Genomic DNA, 20,097 nt, shown 5'->3' on the forward strand with positions numbered 1-20,097 from the left:
CGCTGCGCGCCGCAGGTGTACGGCCCGGTGTTCGACGCATTGGACTACATCGACACCATCATCGAGAAGGAAACCAACTCGGCCACCGACAATCCGCTGATTTTCAGCAAGGAAGAGGGTGAAGGCTTCGAGATCATCTCCGGCGGCAACTTCCACGGCCAGTACCTGGCGCAGGCGATGGACTTGCTGGCCATGGCCATCACCGACCTGGGCAGCATCTGCGAACGCCGGGTGGCGCGGCTGATTGACCCGACGCTCTCGTGGGGCCTGCCGCGCAACCTGATGAGCGGCATCCGCGGCGTCAACACCGGCTATCCGGTGGTGCAATGCTCGCTGAGCTCGCTGGTGATGGAAAACCGTACCTTGTCGATGCCGGGCAGCGTGGACAGCATCCCGTCCAAGGGCAACAGCGAAGACCACATTTCCAACTCGACCTGGTGTGCGCGCAAGGCGATGACGGTGGTGCAGAACACGCAATACATCGTCGGGGTGGAAATGCTGCTGGCGGCGCAGGCGCTGACGATGACGGAAGACTTGTTGAAGGGCTTCAAGCTGGGGCAGGGGACGCAGGCGGCGTATGACGAGATTCGCCGGCAGATTCCGGCTTGCCTGGAAGGGGACCGCTGGTTCCACAACGACATCCAGGCTGCGCACGGCTTTGTGGTCAGCGGATCGGTGCGCGATGCGGTGGTGGCGAAGATCGGGCAGTTTGTCTGATTCTTTCGGCAACGGCCCAAGCAAAACGCCCGGACTTGTCCGGGCGTTTTTTTTAGGCCTTAGCGCGATGCCGCCAGCTGCAACATACGGTCGCCGATCTGGCGAAAGCTCGGATGACCGGAAAGCTGCAATTCGTTGCCGATCTTTTTCATGAAGGCGGCGGTGGCGGTGTCGGCGATCTTCTCCAGCCAGTAGTTGGCGTCGTCGATGCGGCCGCGTTCGGCCAGCATGCAGGCATAGCTGTATTGGCCGCGGAAGTCGCCGCCTTCGGCCGAGGCGCGGTAGTACCTGAATGCGGTGGCGCGGTCGGCTTCGACCACGATGCCGTCCTCGTAATAGCGTCCCACCAGGTTGAGCGACTTGGCGTGGCCCAGGGCCGCCGCCTTGCGGTACCACTCCAGCGCCAGTGCGTGGTTCTGTTCCAGCACGCGGCCGCTGGAGAGGAAGTTCGCATAGTTGTACATGCCCCAGTCGAGGCCGGCCTGTGCCGCCTGCAGGTACCAATGGGCCGCTTGCGGCGGATCGGATGGCGTGCCCCAGCCATGTTCGAGGCAGCGGGCGCGCATGTTCATCGCCATCGGCCAGCCCCGGTCCGCTGCGCGCACGAAGCAGCCGAAGGCGCGCGCGGCATCCGGCGCGATGCCTCGGCCATCCAGCAGCAGTTGCCCGAACAGGGTTTGCGCTTGCGGATCTTCCAGCGCGGCGGCAGCCTGCAGCCAATGCGCCAACGCCTCCGCGCGAGCGGAGAACAAGGCTTGCCATTGTGCGGCGGTTACGGCATCCAGCGCTTCCCGGCTGTGCGGCGGGGCGGGAAGGGCAATCATGTGGCGCTCCACTGGCGGACCAGGTTGTGATACACGCCGATCAGCGTACGCCGCGCCGTTTCGTCGGCTTCGGTGGCGTTGAGTTTCTGGATGGCGTTGTCCAGGTCGAACATCAGGGTGCGCCGGGTGTCGTCGCGCACCAGGCTTTGTATCCAGAAAAAGCAGGCTACCCGCAGGCCGCGCGTGATCGGGGTGACCCGGTGCAGGCTGGTGGCGGGGTAGAGCACCATGTCGCCGGCCGCGAACTTGGCGCGGTGCAGGCCGTAGGTATCGTGGATTTCCAGTTCGCCGCCGTCGTACTCATCCGGCCCGCTCAGGAACAGGGTGGCGGACAGGTCGGTGCGCAGCTTGCGGCCGTCGGGCAGCATGCGGATGCTGCCGTCGATGTGTTCGCCAAAGGCCATTCCCTCGCCATAGCGGTTGAACATCGGCGGATAGACGGCATTGGGCAGGGCGGCGCTGATGAAGGTGGAGTGGCCTTCGACCGCCGCCAGCACGATCTGCTGGCACTGGCGGGCGACTTCCGAGCGCTCGTCGATCTGCTGGTTGAACTTGACCGGCGCGCCCTGGTAGCCGGCGGTGACGCGGCCGTCCACCCAGGCGGGGCCGGCGGCATCGAGCTTTTCCCTGAGGGCCTTGAGTTCGTCTTGGTCGAGTACTTCCGGGATGTGCACCAGCATGGCGGTCTTTCGGTAGAGCGAGGAAGGATGTAAAAATTTTTTAAGAGATTTTAATGATAATAAGAATGATTGTCATTTATAATTGTGCCCACAACAATTAACGGGGCGCCGCTGGGGTGAGTCAAGCATTCTGATCCAGGCGACATCCCTGTCGTATTCCTGCCAGCCACTTCGTTTTTTCTCGAACCGCCAGCCCTTATCGCCATCGGGGAAGCGGTGAATGCCATGCAAAGGCCTTCGCCGCATCTGTTTTCACCAATCAAAAAGGAAAGATATGGACCGCCGGTTCACTCCCGTCGTCGCGACCCTGTTCGCCGCGATCAGCACTCCTGGCATGGCGCAGACCAGCGCCGCCAAGGACACCTCCAAAGATGCCAGCCTGCCTGAAGTGGTCGTGACCGACACTGCGGCCAGCACCGTGAAGGTCGACCGGACTTCTTCGGTGAAGTCGACCGCGCCGCTGCTGGATACGCCCAAGTCGATCACCGTCATCCCCTTGGAAATCCTCAGCCAGACCGGCTCGACTTCGCTGCAGGAAGCGCTGCGCACCACGCCGGGCATTACTTTCTCGGCCGGGGAGGGCGGCACGCCGCTGGGCGACCGGCCGCTGATCCGCGGCTTCGATGCGCAAAGCGCGACCTATATCGATGGCGTGCGCGACACCGGCGCGCAGACGCGCGACATGTTCAACATCGAATCCATCGAAGTCACGCGCGGCTCCAACAGTACAGCGGGCGGCCGCGGCGGCCCGGGCGGCAGCATCAACCTGGTGTCCAAGCTGCCGAAGAAGGAGGCATTCAACGAGGTCAACATCGGCCTGGGCACCGACAGCTACAAGCGCACCACGCTCGACAGCAACATGCTGCTGGGTGAGAACATGGCCTTCCGCCTCAATGCGCTGTACTACGACAGCGGCGTGCCGGGGCGCCCGAGCGCGGTCGACGTCAACCGCTGGGGTATCGCGCCGTCGATCAAGTTCGGCCTGGAAAGCCCGACCTCGGTCACGCTGAGCTACTACCACCTGCAATCGGACGACATGCCCGACTACAGCACGCCGTACCGCAACAGCGGGACGGCCCGCAGCAAGGCCAATCCGGATGGCCCGATCGACGTGGGGCGCCAGTTCTACGGCCGCACCGCGCTGGACTTCCGCAACACCCAGACCGATATCGGCACGGTGCAGTTCCAGCATGATTTCAGCAAGCAGCTGTCGCTGCGCAATACCACCCGCTATGGCAAGACCAGCCAGGACTACATCGTCACCAATCCGGACGACAGTGTCGGCAACGTCAACCGGGGTTATGTGTTCCGTTCGCCCAAGTCGCGCGTATCGGACACCACTACCATGACCAACCAGACCGACCTGACGGGCGAGTTCGAGACCGGTTTCATCAAGCACAAGTTCGCCGCCGGCCTGGAGCTGACGCACGAGGAGACGAATGTCGGCAGCTACGTGATCTCGGGCGCGCCAACCGGGGCGGCGCGGGTTTGCAATGCCGCCTTGCTGGCCAATTACTGGTGTACCAGCCTGTACAGCCCCAATGCGAACGATCCGTTCCTCGGCACGGTCAGCCGTTCTCCGACGGTCACCAACACGACCGTGATCACCAAGTCGGTGTACGGTTTCGACACGATGGAGCTGACCAAGCGATTGTTCCTGAACCTGGGCTTGCGCTGGGATAACTACTCGACCCATTCGGTACAGAATACGGGCGCCAACAACTTCTCGAACAACGACAGCTTCCGCAACTACACGGCGGGCCTGGTCTACAAGATCACGCCGGAAGCCAGCGTGTATGTCTCCTACGGCACCGCTTCGACGCCGTCGGGCGCCAGCGTGGGCGATGGCGGCGACAACCTGTCGGCCGCCAACCAGGCGCTGCCGGCCGAGCGCACCAAGACCGCCGAAGTCGGCGCCAAATGGGACCTGCTCAACAAGCAAGTGTCGCTGACCGGCGCGGTGTTCCGCATCGAGAAGAACAATGCTCGCGTGGCGGTGGACGCCAATACCCAGGCGGTCGCCGGCACCCAGCGCGTGAACGGCTTCGAGCTGGGTATCTCCGGCAACCTGACCCGCAAGTGGACGGTGTTCGGCGGCTATACCCACCTGGATGCCAAGCTGGTCGACAATGGGCCGCTGGCGGCCAACTCGATCAACAACGGCAACCAGTTCCCCAATACGCCCAAAGACAGCGCCAGCCTGTGGACGACCTACCAGGTCCTGCCCAAGTTGACCATCGGCGGCGGCGCGTTTTACGTCTCGCGCGTGTTCGGCAATCCGGCCAACAGCCTGTATGTGCCGTCCTACGTCCGTTACGACGCGATGGCGACCTATGTCGTGGACAAGAACGTGACCCTGCAACTGAACGTGCAGAACCTGACCGACAAGCTGTACTACGACCAGGCCTTCACCACCCACTATGCGCACATGGGACCGGGCCGCTCGGCGGTCCTGAGCGCCAATATCCGCTTCTGATCCGCGACGCGCGCAGCAAAGAAAATAGCCCCGCAAGGGGCTATTTTTTTACCTGCCGATATCGGGATTTAATATCGGAACTTCAATCCGACCAGAGCTTGCCGCCGGTCGCCCAATTTTCTTTCTTTACATCCTGGATGATGATGTCTACCGACTCCGGCGAGCATTGCAGGGTCTCGCAGGTGACCTCGGTGATGGCTTTCACCAGCGCGCGCTTTTGTTCCACGCTGCGGCCTTCGAATAGCTGGATGTTGAATGTGGGCATGCGTTTCTCCTTGAAATAATGGGGTAGAGCCGGTTCAATCTTTGTAGCTGGGGTCCAGCCGCTCCAGCTTGCGCAGCAGGGCCGGCCATTCGAGCGCGCCTTCCGGGCTGCCGTCGCCTAGCAGCTGGTCGCGCGTCTTGCGGCAGACCGGCGCCGGCGGCTGGTGCGGGTAGGGCGCGCCGGCCAGGGCCTTGAGCTGGATGGCGCAGGCCTTGTCCAGCGTATCGAGCAGCACGAAGGCCTCGGCCACGGTGCGTCCGCACACCAGGCTGCCGTGGTTGCGCAGGAGCATGGCCGGGCGATCGCCTAGCGCTGCTACCAGACGTTGCTGCTCGGCCGGCGTCAGCGCCAGGCCTTCGTAATCGTGGTAGCCCAGCAGTTCGTAAAAGCGCAGCGCGTGCTGCGACAGCGGCAGCAGGCCTTGCGGCTGGATGCCGACCGCGATGGCGTTGACGTTGTGCAGGTGGAGCACGCAGTGCGCATCGGGCCGAGCGGCGTGCACCGCGGCATGGATGGCGAAGCCGCTGGCGTTGACGCGGCGCCGGCTGCCGTCGACCACTGCGCCGTCGAGCGAGATCTTGACCAGGTTGGAGGCGCAAATCTCGTCGAAGGCCAGGCCGAATTCATTGATCAGGAAATGCTGGGGTTCGCCCGGCACGGTGGCCGAGATGTGGGTGTAGACCACATCGTCCCAGCCGTTGAGGGCGCACAGGCGGTAGCAGGCGGCGAGGTCGCGGCGGACCTGCCATTCGGCCGGGCTGATGCCGGCCGGAGGGATGTCGTTGGCTTGCATGGCGAATGAAAAAGCGGCCGGGGAAAACCGCAGCTTACGCGATTCCCCCGACCGCTTCCAGCAGGGATGAACAGGTTCTTAGAAGTGGTATTCGAGGCGTACCATCGGCGTCTTGGCCAGCGAGCCCGGCACTTCGTGCGGGTTGCCGAACTTGTTGCGCCAGTACTGGTATTCCAGACCCAGGCGCAGCTTTTTCTTGCCCAGGCCCATGGTGTTGCCGATGTCGTACATGACCTGGCCGTCGAAGTTCAGTTCGGGAGACGTCGGGCCGCCGAATTCGTTCTTGCCCTTGGAGGCGATGTAGTTCATGTAGCCTTCGAAGGCGAAGCCCGAGTCGCCGAAGGGAATGCCCCAGGCCAGGTTTAGCATCGGGTGCGTATCGTAGTTGTAGCGGCTGGAGATGGTTCGCGGCTGGTTGCTTTCGAACAGCGCCAGCAGGCTGACGTTGAGGAAGCCCGGCACGTCCATCATCAGGGTCGGGCCGACCACCCACATGCGCTTCTTGGAGCCGTAGCCGCTGTCGTTCTTGGTGTTCCAGTCGAAGCCCAGCGTCAGGCCGACGCCGCGCGCGGGGCCGAAGGACAGGTCCTTGCCCGAGATCTTGCCGATGTCCAGCGTGTGGCGGTAGGTGACGTAGACTTCGCGGGCGTTGTCATCCTTGTTGTCGGACATCAGCAGGTCGACGTTGAGGAAGTTGGTGCCGTACTTGTAGCCGCTGGCGTGGGTGAAGTTGACGATGTTCTTGCTGATGTCGTTCGGGTTGTACGGCTCGGCGAAACGGGTGCCATAGCGGTAGCCGACCGCATTGTCGGACCAGTCGAGGGCCGCCGCCGAGCCGGATACCGCCAGCAGGCCGGCTGCGATGACGCCGTGGATGCGCCGGGATGTTTGTTGCATGGTGTCTCCTCCATTATTGGGTGTTTGTTGTTGTTTGAATGCGCGGTTCCGTGGTGCCGCCACGGCGGTCGGGCAAAAAATCAGATGCGCAGAATACACGCATCCCATGCCTGCGCAAAGCAGGCGATCGATCGGTGTGACGGATTGCCGACAGGGGTGGGCCGGCAGTGTTCGATCCTCAGCTTCTGTTGGATGCGGAGGGAGCGTACGGGTGCGTCTTGCGCCAGTGTTGGGCGATATCGATGCGGCGCGTGACCCAGACCTTGTCGTGGCTGCAAACATAGTCGAGGAAGCGCGCCAGCGCCGCCGCCCGTGCCGGACGGCCGACCAGACGGCAGTGCAGGCCGACCGACAGCATCTTGGGCCGGTCCAGGCCGTTCGGGTCGCCTTCGCGGTACAGCGTGTCGAAGGCGTCCTTCAGATAGTCGAAGAACTGCGTGCCGGAGTTGAAACCCTGCGGCGCGGCGAAGCGCATGTCGTTGGTGTCCAGGGTATAGGGCACGATCAGTTGCGGCGCGCTCGCGCCATCGGAAAGCTTGACGTCTTCCCAGTAGGGCAGGTCGTCGGCATAGCTGTCGGCGTCGTAGGCGAAGCCGCCGTGCTCGGCCACCAGGCGGCGCGTGTTGGGCGAGTCGCGGCCGGTGTACCAGCCCAGCGGCGCGGCGCCGGTCAGTTCGCGGATGATCTGCACGGCTTCGGCGATGTGGCGCCGTTCGGTGGCTTCGTCGGTGTTCTGGTAGCTGATCCAGCGCAGGCCGTGGCAGGCGATCTCATGGCCCAGCTCAAGGAAGGCGGCGGTGGCTTCGCGGTTGCGCTGCAGGGCGCGCGCCACGCCGAACACGGTCAGCGGCAGGCGGCGTTCCTCGAACATGCGCAGCAGGCGCCACAAGCCCGCGCGCGAGCCGTATTCGTAGATCGATTCCATGCTCATGTGGCGCGCCGCGAAGCTTTGCGCGCCGATGATCTCGGAGAGGAAGGTCTCGGAACCGGCATCGCCGTCGAGCACGCAGTTTTCCGCGCCTTCTTCATAGTTCAGCACGAACTGCAGGGCGATGCGCGCGCCGCCCGGCCAGTGCGCATGCGGCACATGGCGGCCGTAACCGGTCAGGTCGCGGGGGTAGTTGGGGTCTTTCATGTCTCCTGCCTTGTCTTGATTTTTTCTGCTGCGCGCACCTGTTTGGGGCGGCACGGGTAAGGCATTATGTCCGCAGAATGGATGGGCGGTATAAGGTGGCTCGTATATGGACTTGAAGGCTGCGGTATATCATTTGCCGTCATCGCCATGCCATCGGCATTGGATCGCGCAATCGCCACCAAACGAACAAGGGAAAGGAAACACCATGGGCAAACTGAGTACGCACGTGCTGGACATCACCAAAGGCAAGCCGGGTGTCGGCGTGAGGCTGGCGCTGTACGCGGTCGAGGGCGGCAACAAGCGCCTGATCAAGAATGCCGTCACCAACAGCGACGGCCGCTGCGACGAACCGCTGCTGGCCGGCGACGAGGTGCGCGCCGGCAAGTATGAGCTGGTGTTCGCCGCCGGCGACTATTTCGCCGCGCAAGGCGTGGACGTGCCGTCGCCGCGTTTCGTCGACGAAGTGGTGATCGCCTTCGGCATCGCCGATCCGGCGCAGAACTACCACGTGCCGCTGGTGGTGTCGCCCTGGGCTTATTCTACGTATCGGGGAAGCTGATTCGGCGTTGCCCGCAAACGATGAGAAATCCGGTCTTCTAGGCCGGATTTTTTATTAGGCCGGTGTCGTATGGACGTAACGATCATTGACCCGGGAGGTCAGGACATGATCCGCCCATACGCCATTGATATGCAGATAAGCGCGTGCCAAGCCTTCCCGTTCAAATCCAAGTTTGGCCAGCAGCCGTGCGCTGCGCAGATTTTCCGGGTGATGGTTGGCCATTACGCGGTGCAGATGCAATTCGTTGAAAACAACGGCCAGTGCGCATGCAAGCGCTTCGTGCATGAGGCCTTGTCCTTCGCTCGCCGCATCGATGGAAAAACCGAGATGGCAGGCTTGGAAGGGGCCGCGGATGATGTTGGTGAAGCTGCAGATGCCGGCGATGGCTGCCGGTTGGTTTTGCAGGGAGAACAGCAGATGCAGCGCCGAGCCGTTTTGCATCTGGTCGGCTTGTTCATGCAACTGGGCCTCGGCAGCGGCAAGGGTAAAGAAGGCCGGGGCGCGTTCCGGTTCCCATGCCTGCAGCCGCTCGCGGTTGCGCAGCCGATAGTCCAGTAGTGCCGTAGCATCTTGCAGACCCGCCGGGCGCAAGGCCAGTCGGGGCGTTTGCAAGGATGTCTGCCAGGCAGGCATGGATCAGAACTCGTTCTGCAGTTTCTTGTACCCCTGCACCAGTTCATTGTTGGTGCGGGCCACGTTTTCCGAGAATTCGGAGGCGGCCTCCGAGACGCGGCCGATGGTCGAGAGGTCGGTCTTGGGGCCGATGCGCTCGGTCGAGGGGACGTAAAAGCCCGGCGGCAGGTCGCAGCCGTCGACCACGGCGTTGTGGCGCACCACGCAGCCCTTGCCGATGCTGCAGTTGAACAGCACGCTGTTGAAGCCGATGAAGGCTTCGTCGCCGACGCTGCAGGGGCCGTGGACGATGGCGCGGTGGGCGATCGAGGTGCGCTCACCGATGGTGACGGCGGCGCCGGACTTGGAGTGGATTACCACGCCGTCCTGGATGTTGGAGTGGGCGCCGATGACGATGGCTTCCATCTCGCCGTTGGCGTCGACTTCGTCGGCGCGGATCACGGCGTAGGGGCCGATGAAGACATTCTCATGGACGATCACCTTGCCGCACAGGATGGCGGTCTGGTCGACATAGGCGGATTCGTGGACTTGGGGCCGGTGGCCCGATGGGTTGCGGCGTAGCATGGGGGACGCTCTCCTGGATCTGGAATGGGCCGGTTGCCGTTGCCGCGGGCCAATGCGCGTTCGGCAGGGCAAACCGGGTAGCGATCATACCTTGTTTGGCATGCGGCCGCCCGGATGTGGATTCCGGTCCGGCAGCGGGCTGCGGCAATATGTCGCAGCCTTTCCCGGTGGCGGCCGGATTCGCTAAGTGCTTGTGCCGAAAGGGTTTTTCTTCGCAAGCGGATGGAGCTTGGGACACCGGGCGCACGGGGCGCCTCCGCGCGTTGCGGCGGCCGTGCTAGATTCGCGCGATGGGGAATGAATATAACAATCGGTGCACGCGCATCCTGCTCTCGGCGCCTGCCGTATGGAGCGCGGTGCTGCTGATGCTTGCCATGGCGCTGCTGCCGGCCGCGGCGCGCCTGGCGAGTGCAATGGCCGATGGCCAGCGGACTTTTCTGCAGGACATTTGCACCGCTTATTCCATCCCCGCGAGCGCCGCGCTCTCTCACGCGGCAAGCGCTTCTTCAAGCGCGGACGGCAACGATGCCCCCGCTCCGCTGAAAGCCATGACGGCATGCCCTTATTGTCTGCTGCAGGCTGAGTTGTCTTATCCGGTCCAGCCGCCGGCATTGGCCGCAGCGGTCCTGCAGCCGTTGTACTTCCTGCCGCGCCTGTTCCATCTGGCGCCATCGCCGCTGTTCATCTGGCTCAATGCCTTGTCGCGGGCGCCGCCGGCGGCCTGAGCTTCCTTCGTTTTCTCCTGAATTCCAGTCAGCCGACCATCAGGCGGGATTGCGCGTGCGATCTCGCCTACCGATTTTTATCGTTCGCCATGCGCCAATTATCCGCCGTTCATTCCTTATCCTTCCGATTCAAACCGCGCCCGCTGATGCTGGCCCTGCTGTCCGCCTGGAGCGGCGCCGTCCTGGCACAGGCGGCCGACGCCTTGCCCGCCATCGAAGTGCGCGAGACCGCCTCGGCCGCCGAGCGCAAGCAACTGCCGCAGACCAGCGCCAGCGTCACGGCGGCGGCCGCCGCCGACGGCATCAACGTCACCGATGCCTCCGATGCGCTGAAGTACCTGCCCAGCCTCACGGTGCGCAAGCGCTACATCGGCGACACCCAATCGCCGCTGGCCACGCGCACCACCGGCGTGAACGCCAGCGCGCGCAGCCTGGTGTATGCCGACGGCATCCTGCTCTCGGCGCTGGTGAACAACAACAACGGCAACGGTTCGCCGCGCTGGTTCATGGTGGCGCCGGAAGAGATCGAGCGCATCGACGTCATGTACGGCCCGTTCGCCGCCGAGTACCCGGGCAACTCCTACGGCGCGGTGACCGAGATCGTCACGCGCATGCCGGAGCGTTTCGAGGCCAGCGTCAAGGCACTGTATTCGCAGCAGGATTTCAGCCAGTACGGCAGCGGCGGCACCTACCGGGCGCAGGAGTACAACGTTTCGCTGGGCGACCGCAGCGGGGCGCTGGCGTGGCGTTTCTCGGCCAACCACCTGGACAGTTTTTCGCCGCCGGTGACCTATATCACCTCCGGCGCCGCTCCGGCCGGCACGACCGGCGCAGTGGCCGCGCAGGACCGCACCGGCAAGCCGATCTACGTGCTGGGTGCGGGCAACCTTACGCACACCGTGCAGGATACGGCGCGGCTGAAGTTTTCCTACGATTTCACGCCGACGCTGACGGCCACCTACACGCTGGGCATGTGGCAGAACCAGGCCAACGCCAATCCGCAGACTTTCCTTAGGAACGCAGCCGGCGCGCCGGCCTATGGCAACGGTTTTTCCGCCAACAGCGTGGACCAGCAGCAATGGATGCAAGGCCTGGAGTTGCGCAGCAAGACCGGCGGCGCGTGGGATTTGCAGGTGGCGGCGTCCACCATGTCGGCTTCGCGCGACCTGACGCGCACTTCCACTGCCGCTTTCCCGGCTGGCGCCGGCGGCGGCGCGGGCACCATCGCCGATGCCGGCGGCACCGGCTGGAGCACGCTCGACGCCAAGGGCATCTGGCGGCCGGAAGACGGCGCCGGCCGGCGCGGTGCGCATACGGTCAGCTTCGGCGCCCATTACGACCGCTATACGCTGGCCACGCCGACCTGGAATACCGCGAGCTGGGTTTCCGGCGGCAGCGGCACGCTGGCATCCGACTCGCGCGGCAAGACCGAGACCTCGGCGCTGTGGGCGCAGGACGTCTGGCGCCTTGTCCCGGCGCTCAAGGCCACGCTGGGGGCGCGCTACGAGCAATGGCGGGCGTTCGGCGGCTATAACTTCAACACCATCGCCAGCGGCGCCGGTTTTCCGGTCAACCAGCCGGCGGTGAGCAGCAATGGCGTCTCCCCCAAGGCGTCGCTGGCGTGGGCGATCGACGACCAGTGGCTGGCCACCTTGTCGAGTGGCCGAGCCATCCGTTTTCCCACGGTGGGCGAGCTGTACCAGAACATCTTGTCGGGTGGGGTGTATTTGCAGGCCAATCCTTACCTGAAGCCGGAGAAGGTCTGGTCGACCGAGCTGGCCATTGAGCGCGCGCTGGCCGAGGGGCAGGGGAAATGGCGGGTGTCGCTGTTCGAGGAACGCGTCAGCGACGCGCTGATCTCGCAATCGGCATCCTTCAACGGCGGCGTCGCCTCCTTCACACAGAACGTCGACAAGACGCGCCAGCGCGGCATCGAGGCGGCTTTCGAACGGAACGACTTGCTGTTGCGCGGCTTTTCACTGAACGGCAGCGTGACCTATGTGGATGCCCGCATCCTGGCCAACAGCACCTATGTGCCGACCACTGCCGGCGCCACTTCCGTGGGCAAGCGCACGCCGTATGTGCCGGAGTGGCGCGCCACGCTGGTGGCGACCTACAAGCCGGACGACCGCTGGAGCTATACGCTGGCCGGCCGCTACAGCGGCCGCGTGTACGCGACGGTGGACAATACCGATGTCAACAGCCATACCTACCAGGGATTCGACGGCTACACCGTGTTCGACGCGCGCGTGCGCTATCGTTTCGACCGGCACTGGAGCGGCGCGGTCGGCGTGGACAACCTGACCAACCGGGACTATTTCCTGTTCCATCCGTTTCCGCAGCGGACGGTGTTTGCGGAGCTGAAGTACGACTTTTGATGGTGGTGCCAGCGTCGTTTGCCGGGCAAGGGCGTCAGGCGGCCTTTTCCCTGCGCGGCTCGCCCAATCCCATTTCCTTGCGGAAGATATCCTCCATCTCGCGCCGCACGCGGATCGCCTCGAGCGATGCGTCGATGGCGACGTCCGCCCAGCTCACCGTATGGCCGGCCGCGACCGGCCGCTGCAGCACGATGCCGTGCGCCAGGCCGATGGGCAGCGCCTCGTGCCTGAGCGAGGCGGCGGCCGGCATCAGCTTGCCGTAGACCATGTAGCCGCCTTCGCCGTCGAGTTTCTCGCCCGGCTTGAGGTCGCGCTTGGCGACCGCCACCGTATCGCCCGCGAAGCCCCGGGTGTCGCCGGTCGGCTGGCCGCGCACGGCGATGCTGGCCACCGAATAGCCCAGTTCCAGGCCGATCAGGTGGTAGGGTTTGTACATGGAGGCGAAGCGGCCGCTGGCGTCGGTCTTCAAGCCGTATTGGGCGAAGCAGTCGCGCACGTAGTCGGTGGGCGCTTCGAAGGTGACGTATACGCCCCAGCGCAGGTCGCGGAACACCGGGCGGCCGTCGCGCTCCAGCGACGACACCACTTCCACCGTCCCCGAATGCGGCAGGATGCCGCCGTCCGCTTGCGGGCGCAGGATGCCTGGCAGGTCGTCCACGCCGCAGGGCGGGAAGGCCAGGCCGGTATCGGCCGGGCGCAGGCCGCAGGCATTGGAGACGGCGGCCATCTCCAGCGCCGACTTGGTGCCGTCGAGGAAGGAGTTGAACATCTGCGGGTTGAAGTCGCCGCCGGCCACCTGCTGTTCGCTGAAGCCGTAGTGGCCCCACACCGTGTCCGGCGTGGACTGGTGGTAGACCGGCAGGTACTTGGTGCCCTTGCCGGCGCAGACTACGTTGAAGCCTGAGGTGCGCGCCCAGTCCACCATCTCGGCGATCAGCGCCGGCTGGTCGCCGTAGGCCATCGAATAGATGATGCCGGCCTCGGCCGCGCGGCGCGCCAGGAGCGGGCCGGCCAGGGCGTCGGCTTCGACGTTGACCATGATGATGTGCTTCTTGTGCTGGCAGCACAGCAGCGTATGGCGGATGCCGGCGGCCGGGCTGCCGGTGGCGTCGATCACGATGTCCAGTTCCGGGCGCGCGATCATCGCCTCGGCGTCGTCCTGCACGAAGGTGATGCCGTGCCGCAGCGCCTCGTCCCACGAGCGCGCCGCGTACTGTTCGGCTTTCCAGCCGACTCGCTGCAGCGATTGCCGGGCGCGCTGCGGCGACAGGTCTGCGATGCCCAGCAGGTGCACGCCCGGCGTGCGCGGCACCTGCGACAGGAACATCGAGCCGAACTTGCCGGCCCCGATCAGGCCCACCCGCACCGGCTTGCCCTGTTCGGCCAGCGCCTTGAGTTGATTGAACATCGTTGCCATGCCGTCTCCTCGTTGGATGTGTGGGTTGCCGCGATCCGGCAATCCTTGTGGAGAAAAGGGTAGCATTGGGAATTTCGCGCGTAAATGCAGGAATTTGCACATTCGTCGTGCGGTAAATCACATATCCAACAAGGCTGAAACCATGAGGAAATTCGACTGGGACGACCTGCAAGCCTTCCTGGCGGTGGTGCGCGCCGGGCGCCTGACGGTGGCCGCGCGCAAGCTGGGGGTGGACCATTCCACGCTGAGCAGGCGTATCGCCGGGCTGGAGCAGGCAATCGGCGCCACGCTGTTCGACCGCCGCTCGGCCGGTTATGCGCTGACCGCCGAAGGCGAGCGCCTGGTGCCGGATGCCGAGGCGATGGAAAACCTGGCGATCCGCATCCGCTCGCGCCAGGACGACGCGGCCCAGGGCCTGACCGGGTCGGTGCGCATCGGCACGCCGGAGGCCTGGGGCACCTATTTCCTGGCGCCTGAGCTGAAGGAGCTGGCGCGCCTGCATCCCGAGCTGGAAGTGGAGCTGGTAGCCAACCCGCGCATGTTCAGCCTTTCCCAGCGGGAAGCCGACATCGCGGTGAGCATGACGCGGCCGGAAAAGGGCCGACTGGTTGCGCGCCGCCTCAACGACTATGAGCTGGGCATCTATGCCGCCCCCGGCTACCTGGCCGAACATGGCGAGGTCACCCGCCGGCAACTGGAACGGCATCGCTGGGTCGGCTATATCGAAGACCTGATGTGGTCTTCCGAGCTGGATTACCTGGGGGAGATTTCAGCGTCGCTGGCGCCGCACATCCGGATTTCCAATGTGATCAGCCAGGTGCAGGCGGTCGCCGCCGGCGTCGGCCTGGGGGTGCTGCCGTGTTTTCTGGCGCGGCGGGAGCCGGGGCTGGTCCGGGTCCTTCCCGGCGAGATCAGCCTCACGCGTTCCTACTGGCTGCTCACGCACGCCGATGCGCGCGACCTGGTGCGGGTACAGGTGGTGGCCGACTTCATCGTCAGCCGCCTGGCTGCGCTTGGCAGGGATTTCTGGATGGACACGGCGCAACCGGCCGGCGGAGGGAGGGGCGATTGAGGGCGAAGACTGGGCAGGCGGGGAAGCAGGGGAAGCGGGCAGGGACTCCGGCCGTTAGTTGCTGCGCGCCTTCTCGATGGTTTCGCGCGCGGCTTCCAGCATGGCGGTCGGCTCGGGGGCGTTCGACTCCAGGTAGTGGTTTTCCAGCGTGACGGCGAGGTCGCTCATCTTTTCCGACAGCTCGGCCAGGGCCACGCTGAGCTCGCACATCAGTGCGGAGATGTTTTTCGGAGACTGGGCCATGGCTGCTTCCTTTTCAGAGTGCTGTCCTCCTGTTGGCAAGTCCGGTGATGCGATGCGGCGCCAGCAAAGCAGGTACAAACCGATTGTGTAGCAAGTTCTCGATCATTCTATGACGAATACATCTTGGACTGTTGGGCGTCGTAAAGGTGCGAAGAAAAAATGTAAGAAGGGCATCAAATCTCACCAATATCCATATCGGCCGAATAAAAATGAGAAAAGCCCGCACTGGGCGGGCTTGGCCTGCGGCGCCAGGCCGATGATGCGGCCTGGCAACAAGATCGGGCAGGAAGGCTGATCAGAAGGTTTCCCAATCCCCTTCGTCGTCGCCGGCCGGCAGGCGCGAGGGCGATCGCGCGGCGGGTTGGGCGGCCGGCTTGGCTGTCGTTGCCGCCTCCGTTTTGGCGGCGGGACGCGCAGCGGGTTTGGCTGGCGCTGGACGGGCTGCGGCCGCAACAGGCTTCTTGGCGGCTGGCGCGCTCATCCGGGGGCGCGGCGCAGATGCCGCGGCGGCCGCCGGGATGCCGTGCGCCTGCGCGGCATCGACGCGGAAGCGGCTGACCAGCCCGGCCAGGGTGGATGCCTGGTCCTGCAGCGACTGGGCTGCCGCGGCGGCTTGCTCGACCAGCGCGGCGTTCTGCTGCGTGCTTTCATCCATCTGCGAGATGGCGCTGCCCACTTCGGCGATGCCGGCGCTCTGCTCCTGGCTGGCCGAACTGATCTCGCCGACGATATCGGCCACGCGCTTGACGCTGGCGACCACCTCGGTCATGGTCGCGCCGGCCTGTTCAACCAGCTTGCTGCCGGTATCCACCTTGGCCACCGAATCGTCGATCAGGGTCTTGATCTCCTTGGCCGCCGCTGCCGAACGTTGCGCCAGCGAACGCACTTCCGACGCCACCACGGCGAAGCCGCGGCCCTGCTCGCCGGCGCGGGCCGCTTCCACCGCGGCATTGAGCGCCAGGATATTGGTCTGGAAGGCGATGCCGTCGATCACGCCGATGATGTCGGCAATCTTGTGCGAGCTCTGGGTGATGCCTTCCATCGTCTGCACCACCTGGCCGACCACGCTGCCGCCCTGGATCGCCACTTCCGACGCCGATTCGGCCAACTGGTTGGCCTGGCGCGCGTTGTCGGCGTTCTGCTTGACGGTGGAGGTCAGTTCTTCCATGGCCGAGGCGGTCTCTTCCAGGGAGCCGGCCTGCTGCTCGGTGCGGCCGGACAGATCGAGGTTGCCGCTGGCGATTTCGCTGGAAGCGGTGGCGATGGTGTCGGCCGAAGTCTTGATGTTGGAGATGGTCGACAGCAGCGAGTCGCGCATGCTGCGCACGGAGAACAGCAGGCTGCCGGTATCGCCCGGCCGGATTTCGATATTGGGCGTGAGGTCGCCCTGGGCGATGCGGTTGGCGACTTCGGCCGCTTGCGACGGATCGCCGCCGATGGTGCGCATGATGCCGCGGTTGATGTACACCACCAGCGCCACCAGCGCCAGCGACACCACCGCGAACAGCGCGATCATCTGCCACAGCGTGCGCATGAAGGAGGCATTGATGTCGTCGACGTAGACGCCGGTGGTTAGGTTCCAGTCCCAGGGCTTGTAGCCGATCACGAAGGAGGTCTTGGCCACTGGTTCCGAGGCGCCCACCTTGGGCCACAGGTAGTTGACGAAGCCGCCTTCGGGAGGCGCGCCGGCTTTCGTGATTTCGACGAACAGCAGCGTCCCGGCCGGGTCCTTGAAATTGGACAGGTCCTTGCCGTCAAGCTCGGGCTTGATCGGGTGCATCACGATCACCTGCTTGGAAGTGGAGATCGAAAAGTAGCCGTCGGTGCCGTAGCGCAGGCTCTTGATGGCGGCGATGGCGCGTTTCTGGGCTTCTTCCTTGGGCAGGGCGCCGCTGTCGGCCTGCGCGCCGTAGCCTTTGACCAGCGACAGGGCGGTCTGGCCGATGTTGGTCAGGTCGTTCCTGCGTTCTTCCAGGCGGATATTGCGCACGGTAACCGCGCTGAAGATCGAGATCGCAAACAGTGCGACCAGGCTTAAGGCGAGTGGCAGCCAAAGTTTCTTGCTGAATGATAATTGGCTCATGATGGAGTCTCCCTGGATTGAATGATGTCGCTTCGGTGTCTGTGCACCGTGGAAATTCCATTGCGCTTGCGTGGGCATGGATGAGCGTAACACCGTTATCGGCGTGCTATCCAGATAACTTTACGCAGGAAAGGGACGGCCGCTTTCAGGGAACAGCGTTGCAATTGCCCGGCATCTCATGCGATTGGGCAAAACCGCCGATTTTTAGCGGATCCGGTACCAGAGCTGGCCTATCCATTCGCGCATGGCATAGCTGGATAGCTGCAGGTTCGATGCGGCGGGGAAATAATCGGTGAGCCGGGCGCGCGCCGTGCTGGTGAACAGCGTCGGGGCGGGCGTGGCGTTCAGGCCGGCGCCGGCGAAGGCGCGCATCGAGCGCGGCATGTGGATGGCGTCGGTGACCAGCAGGATGCGGTCGATCCCGGCCGCCTTGAGCATCCCGGCCGACATGACCGCGTTGTCGTAGGTGGTGTTGGAGCGGCCTTCTTCCCAGCGCACTTCGGCGCCGAGATCGCGGCGCAGGGTGCGCGCCATGAGCGCGGCTTCGCTTTCGGGCGAGCCGTCGGGGTTGCCGCCGGAGACCAGGATCGGCAGTCCGGTCTTGCGCTGCAAGTAGGCGCCATACTGCAGGCGCTTGAGACCGACCATGCTGGTTTCGTCGTCGTGGCCGTATTCAGGGGCGTTGCTCAGGCGACTAGCGCCCAGGATCACGATGGCTTGCGCATCGCCCGCCGCGGCCAGCGGCGGATATTGGTCCTCCAGCGGCCGCACCAGCAGCATGGCGCCGGCGCGCGTGCTCAGCACCAGCAGCATGGCCGCGCCCAGCAAGGCCAGAAGGGTGCCGGACCGGCGCCAGCGCCGGCGCAGCAGCAAGCCGGCCGCGCACAGTAGCAGCGAGTTGGCGGGCGGAAGCAGCAGGGCGCTGGCGATGGCGGAAACCAGGACGGAAAAAGGCATCGGTAGGGGCGGCAGGAAAGGCGAATGGGGCCTAATTGTCTGCCATCGTGGTGTTTTGATCCAGCATTGCCGCCGATGTCGTCGGGCGGCGAGTTGCCTTACCCCGCGGAAAACCGCAAAATCCTGCCCTATCGAAGAGGGAAGGGCGCATGCCCCGGGGAACAGAGTGATACGTCTTGTCTTGTTATTGCTGGGGGCGGATTTCATCCGCCGCAATTGGCATGTGCTGGCCATCGTCGGGCTGGCCTGGGGCACCATCGGCGTCTCGCTGATGATCGACGCGCTGGACGGCGTGCTCAATTTTCCATTGACCCTGTTCGGCTACCTGCTGCTGCTGGAAAGCCTGGCCACTCTCTGGGTCGCCAACAGCGGCATCGGCGCGCAGAAGACCCTGCGTTACGCGAAGGGGGCGATTTTCCTGCTGATCGCGCTGCTCATCGTCACGCCATACCATGCCAGCAACATGGCGCTGGCCATGCTGTTCGGCACCGCTTTCGCCATCGGCGGCGGGCTGCAGATCACGACCGCCATGGTGGTGCGCTTTCCGCGCTGGCGCGCGGCGGTCGCCGGCGGCAGCGTGCAGATCATCCTCGCGATCATCTTTTTCCAGCCTTACCCCACCCACTACAAGGGAACGGTGCCGTTCTGTCTGGCGCTGGGCCTGATCTTCGGCGGCTGGAACATGATCTGGCTGGCGCTGCGCACGCGCATGCTGCCGCAGCGCGTGTCGATCGATATGCTGGCCGAGCGCAATACCGAAGCCAGGCGCCCATTCGATGCCGGCCTGTATCGTGGCGATGAGGCGATGAAGCCGATGCTGCAGGCCGGCGGCGAGCTGCTGGGCAATGGCTGGAAGGCCGCGCCCAAGGAAGGCGCCGCAGGCAAGCCGCAGGGAGAGGGCGGCCGGGACGTCGCCATTGCGCCGCAGGATGGCGACAAGCCTTCCATGACGGTGCATGTGTGGACGCCCGCTGGCAGCGCCAAGGGACCGGCGCGGCGCCAGCCGGTGATCGACCGCTACATCGCGGCGGTGGACACCAATGGCGTGATCTCCACCGGCCACGCCGCGCTGGAGGTGCTGCCCGACCTGTACATCAGCCTCTATCCGGCCCAGGAGATCGACCGCTCGCCGGACCAGTTCGCCCGCCTGCTGCGCGCCACCGCCGATAACGACGTCAAGGGGCGTTACCTGAGCGACTACCCGAGCGAGGCGGCCGCATGGTGCGAGTCGACCGAGAAGATCGTCTTCCGCGACTACAGCCGCCAGCGGCTGGATCGTTTCTGGAGCCGCTACCGCCGGCAGGAAATCTACAACCTGACGCACCGCAACTGCTCCAGCACCGTGGCGCATGCGCTGGAGGCGGCGCTGGAAGGCGTGATCGGCGCGCGCGACCGGCACTGGTTCAATGCGATCCGGATGATGCTGACGCCGGAAATCTGGGTGGCCAGCCAGATCCGCAAGCGCGCGCAGACGATGGCATGGACCCCGGGGCTGGTGCTGGACTACTCGCGCGCATTGCGGGCGGTGGTGCATCCGCGCCCCTTGTCCTGGGCGACGTCGCTGCAACTGGCGCTGCGCCAGAGCCGGCGGCTGCGGGAAGTATGGCGGGCGCGTCGCCGCTATGACGAGCGCCACGAGCCTTGACCCTTCATCCACCACAGGCAGCGGCGCCGCGCAG

The 20,097-nt window shown here is 64.8% G+C and carries 19 protein-coding genes; 7 read left to right on the forward strand and 12 right to left on the reverse strand.

Annotation, left to right across the window (positions count from 1 at the left end):
• Positions 1 to 717: aromatic amino acid ammonia-lyase (locus tag J7548_RS16930; protein ID WP_290976703.1), on the forward strand; the 717-nt coding region annotated here is incomplete at its 5' end.
• Between the two features lie 59 nt (positions 718 to 776).
• On the opposite strand, the gene J7548_RS16935 is transcribed toward J7548_RS16930, so the two are convergent.
• On the reverse strand, positions 777 to 1,541 hold the full coding sequence (locus J7548_RS16935) for a tetratricopeptide repeat protein (protein WP_290976706.1): 765 nt from the start codon (positions 1,539 to 1,541) through the stop codon (positions 777 to 779).
• A complete protein-coding gene (locus J7548_RS16940) occupies positions 1,538 to 2,221 on the reverse strand; it encodes a Fe2+-dependent dioxygenase (protein ID WP_290976709.1) in 684 nt (227 codons plus the stop codon). The genes J7548_RS16935 and J7548_RS16940 overlap by 4 nt, the downstream gene beginning before the upstream one ends.
• Positions 2,222 to 2,495: 274 nt before the next feature.
• Between J7548_RS16940 and J7548_RS16945 the strand changes: the two genes are divergently transcribed.
• Complete coding sequence (locus tag J7548_RS16945; RefSeq protein ID WP_290976712.1) at positions 2,496 to 4,697, forward strand: TonB-dependent siderophore receptor; 2,202 nt, start codon at positions 2,496 to 2,498, stop codon at positions 4,695 to 4,697.
• Positions 4,698 to 4,779: 82 nt separating this feature from the next.
• On the opposite strand, the gene J7548_RS16950 is transcribed toward J7548_RS16945, so the two are convergent.
• The 4 genes from J7548_RS16950 to puuE form a co-directional block, all read right to left on the reverse strand.
• The gene (locus J7548_RS16950; protein WP_290976714.1) at positions 4,780 to 4,962 is read right to left on the reverse strand and encodes a 4-oxalocrotonate tautomerase; all 183 of its coding nucleotides are present in this window, start codon (positions 4,960 to 4,962) and stop codon (positions 4,780 to 4,782) included.
• Positions 4,963 to 4,996: 34 nt separating this feature from the next.
• Positions 4,997 to 5,755, reverse strand: coding sequence for a class II aldolase/adducin family protein (locus J7548_RS16955; protein ID WP_290976717.1), 759 nt, complete (start codon positions 5,753 to 5,755; stop codon positions 4,997 to 4,999).
• A gap of 78 nt (positions 5,756 to 5,833) precedes the next feature.
• Positions 5,834 to 6,652: an outer membrane protein OmpK gene (locus J7548_RS16960; RefSeq protein WP_290976720.1), complete on the reverse strand. Its 819-nt coding sequence runs from the start codon at positions 6,650 to 6,652 to the stop codon at positions 5,834 to 5,836.
• A 178-nt stretch (positions 6,653 to 6,830) separates the two neighbouring features.
• A complete protein-coding gene (gene puuE, locus J7548_RS16965; RefSeq protein ID WP_290976723.1) occupies positions 6,831 to 7,787 on the reverse strand; it encodes an allantoinase PuuE in 957 nt (318 codons plus the stop codon).
• Between the two features lie 205 nt (positions 7,788 to 7,992).
• Here puuE and uraH point away from each other — a divergent pair, with 205 nt between their 5' ends.
• Positions 7,993 to 8,346 (forward strand): hydroxyisourate hydrolase, encoded by a 354-nt coding sequence (gene uraH, locus J7548_RS16970; RefSeq protein ID WP_290976726.1) that lies wholly within the window; start codon positions 7,993 to 7,995, stop codon positions 8,344 to 8,346.
• 54 nt (positions 8,347 to 8,400) lie between these two features.
• On the opposite strand, the gene J7548_RS16975 is transcribed toward uraH, so the two are convergent.
• Entirely contained in the window at positions 8,401 to 8,979 is a 579-nt protein-coding gene (locus J7548_RS16975) for a GNAT family N-acetyltransferase (RefSeq protein ID WP_290976729.1), read from the reverse strand.
• Positions 8,980 to 8,982: 3 nt separating this feature from the next.
• Complete coding sequence (locus J7548_RS16980) at positions 8,983 to 9,543, reverse strand: carbonate dehydratase (RefSeq protein ID WP_290976732.1); 561 nt, start codon at positions 9,541 to 9,543, stop codon at positions 8,983 to 8,985.
• A 290-nt stretch (positions 9,544 to 9,833) separates the two neighbouring features.
• Between J7548_RS16980 and J7548_RS16985 the strand changes: the two genes are divergently transcribed.
• Together J7548_RS16985 and J7548_RS16990 are read left to right on the forward strand one after the other, a co-directional pair.
• A complete protein-coding gene (locus tag J7548_RS16985; protein WP_290976735.1) occupies positions 9,834 to 10,268 on the forward strand; it encodes a DUF2946 family protein in 435 nt (144 codons plus the stop codon).
• Positions 10,269 to 10,414: 146 nt separating this feature from the next.
• The gene (locus J7548_RS16990) at positions 10,415 to 12,646 is read left to right on the forward strand and encodes a TonB-dependent receptor (RefSeq protein ID WP_290976737.1); all 2,232 of its coding nucleotides are present in this window, start codon (positions 10,415 to 10,417) and stop codon (positions 12,644 to 12,646) included.
• Positions 12,647 to 12,680: 34 nt separating this feature from the next.
• Here J7548_RS16990 and J7548_RS16995 read toward each other — a convergent pair whose 3' ends face one another.
• Positions 12,681 to 14,054: an SAF domain-containing protein gene (locus J7548_RS16995; RefSeq protein ID WP_290977358.1), complete on the reverse strand. Its 1,374-nt coding sequence runs from the start codon at positions 14,052 to 14,054 to the stop codon at positions 12,681 to 12,683.
• 151 nt (positions 14,055 to 14,205) lie between these two features.
• Between J7548_RS16995 and J7548_RS17000 the strand changes: the two genes are divergently transcribed.
• Complete coding sequence (locus J7548_RS17000; RefSeq protein WP_290976740.1) at positions 14,206 to 15,135, forward strand: LysR family transcriptional regulator; 930 nt, start codon at positions 14,206 to 14,208, stop codon at positions 15,133 to 15,135.
• A 54-nt stretch (positions 15,136 to 15,189) separates the two neighbouring features.
• On the opposite strand, the gene J7548_RS17005 is transcribed toward J7548_RS17000, so the two are convergent.
• The 3 genes from J7548_RS17005 to J7548_RS17015 form a co-directional block, all read right to left on the reverse strand.
• Entirely contained in the window at positions 15,190 to 15,378 is a 189-nt protein-coding gene (locus J7548_RS17005; RefSeq protein WP_290976743.1) for a hypothetical protein, read from the reverse strand.
• A gap of 295 nt (positions 15,379 to 15,673) precedes the next feature.
• Complete coding sequence (locus J7548_RS17010) at positions 15,674 to 17,461, reverse strand: methyl-accepting chemotaxis protein (protein ID WP_290976746.1); 1,788 nt, start codon at positions 17,459 to 17,461, stop codon at positions 15,674 to 15,676.
• Positions 17,462 to 17,665: 204 nt separating this feature from the next.
• On the reverse strand, positions 17,666 to 18,418 hold the full coding sequence (locus tag J7548_RS17015; protein ID WP_290976750.1) for a YdcF family protein: 753 nt from the start codon (positions 18,416 to 18,418) through the stop codon (positions 17,666 to 17,668).
• Between the two features lie 166 nt (positions 18,419 to 18,584).
• Here J7548_RS17015 and J7548_RS17020 point away from each other — a divergent pair, with 166 nt between their 5' ends.
• Positions 18,585 to 20,063: an MFS transporter gene (locus J7548_RS17020; protein WP_290976753.1), complete on the forward strand. Its 1,479-nt coding sequence runs from the start codon at positions 18,585 to 18,587 to the stop codon at positions 20,061 to 20,063.
• Positions 20,064 to 20,097 lie beyond the last annotated feature (34 nt).

This window comes from Herbaspirillum sp., assembly GCF_017744395.1.
Lineage (GTDB): Bacteria > Pseudomonadota > Gammaproteobacteria > Burkholderiales > Burkholderiaceae_D > Herbaspirillum.

What these genes read in the sequence shown, in the direction of transcription:
- J7548_RS17015 (WP_290976750.1), bottom strand. Translation starts at nt 18,418, where the DNA reads ATGCCTTTTTCCGTCCTGGTTTCCGCCATCGCCAGCGCCCTGCTGCTT.
- J7548_RS17010 (WP_290976746.1), bottom strand. Translation starts at nt 17,461, where the DNA reads ATGAGCCAATTATCATTCAGCAAGAAACTTTGGCTGCCACTCGCCTTA.
- J7548_RS17005 (WP_290976743.1), bottom strand. Translation starts at nt 15,378, where the DNA reads ATGGCCCAGTCTCCGAAAAACATCTCCGCACTGATGTGCGAGCTCAGC.
- J7548_RS17000 (WP_290976740.1), top strand. Translation starts at nt 14,206, where the DNA reads ATGAGGAAATTCGACTGGGACGACCTGCAAGCCTTCCTGGCGGTGGTG.
- J7548_RS16975 (WP_290976729.1), bottom strand. Translation starts at nt 8,979, where the DNA reads ATGCCTGCCTGGCAGACATCCTTGCAAACGCCCCGACTGGCCTTGCGC.
- J7548_RS16935 (WP_290976706.1), bottom strand. Translation starts at nt 1,541, where the DNA reads ATGATTGCCCTTCCCGCCCCGCCGCACAGCCGGGAAGCGCTGGATGCC.
- J7548_RS16945 (WP_290976712.1), top strand. Translation starts at nt 2,496, where the DNA reads ATGGACCGCCGGTTCACTCCCGTCGTCGCGACCCTGTTCGCCGCGATC.
- J7548_RS16980 (WP_290976732.1), bottom strand. Translation starts at nt 9,543, where the DNA reads ATGCTACGCCGCAACCCATCGGGCCACCGGCCCCAAGTCCACGAATCC.
- uraH (WP_290976726.1), top strand. Translation starts at nt 7,993, where the DNA reads ATGGGCAAACTGAGTACGCACGTGCTGGACATCACCAAAGGCAAGCCG.
- J7548_RS16955 (WP_290976717.1), bottom strand. Translation starts at nt 5,755, where the DNA reads ATGCAAGCCAACGACATCCCTCCGGCCGGCATCAGCCCGGCCGAATGG.
- J7548_RS16940 (WP_290976709.1), bottom strand. Translation starts at nt 2,221, where the DNA reads ATGCTGGTGCACATCCCGGAAGTACTCGACCAAGACGAACTCAAGGCC.
- J7548_RS16990 (WP_290976737.1), top strand. Translation starts at nt 10,415, where the DNA reads ATGCTGGCCCTGCTGTCCGCCTGGAGCGGCGCCGTCCTGGCACAGGCG.
- J7548_RS16960 (WP_290976720.1), bottom strand. Translation starts at nt 6,652, where the DNA reads ATGCAACAAACATCCCGGCGCATCCACGGCGTCATCGCAGCCGGCCTG.
- J7548_RS16985 (WP_290976735.1), top strand. Translation starts at nt 9,834, where the DNA reads ATGGGGAATGAATATAACAATCGGTGCACGCGCATCCTGCTCTCGGCG.
- J7548_RS16950 (WP_290976714.1), bottom strand. Translation starts at nt 4,962, where the DNA reads ATGCCCACATTCAACATCCAGCTATTCGAAGGCCGCAGCGTGGAACAA.
- puuE (WP_290976723.1), bottom strand. Translation starts at nt 7,787, where the DNA reads ATGAAAGACCCCAACTACCCCCGCGACCTGACCGGTTACGGCCGCCAT.
- J7548_RS16995 (WP_290977358.1), bottom strand. Translation starts at nt 14,054, where the DNA reads ATGTTCAATCAACTCAAGGCGCTGGCCGAACAGGGCAAGCCGGTGCGG.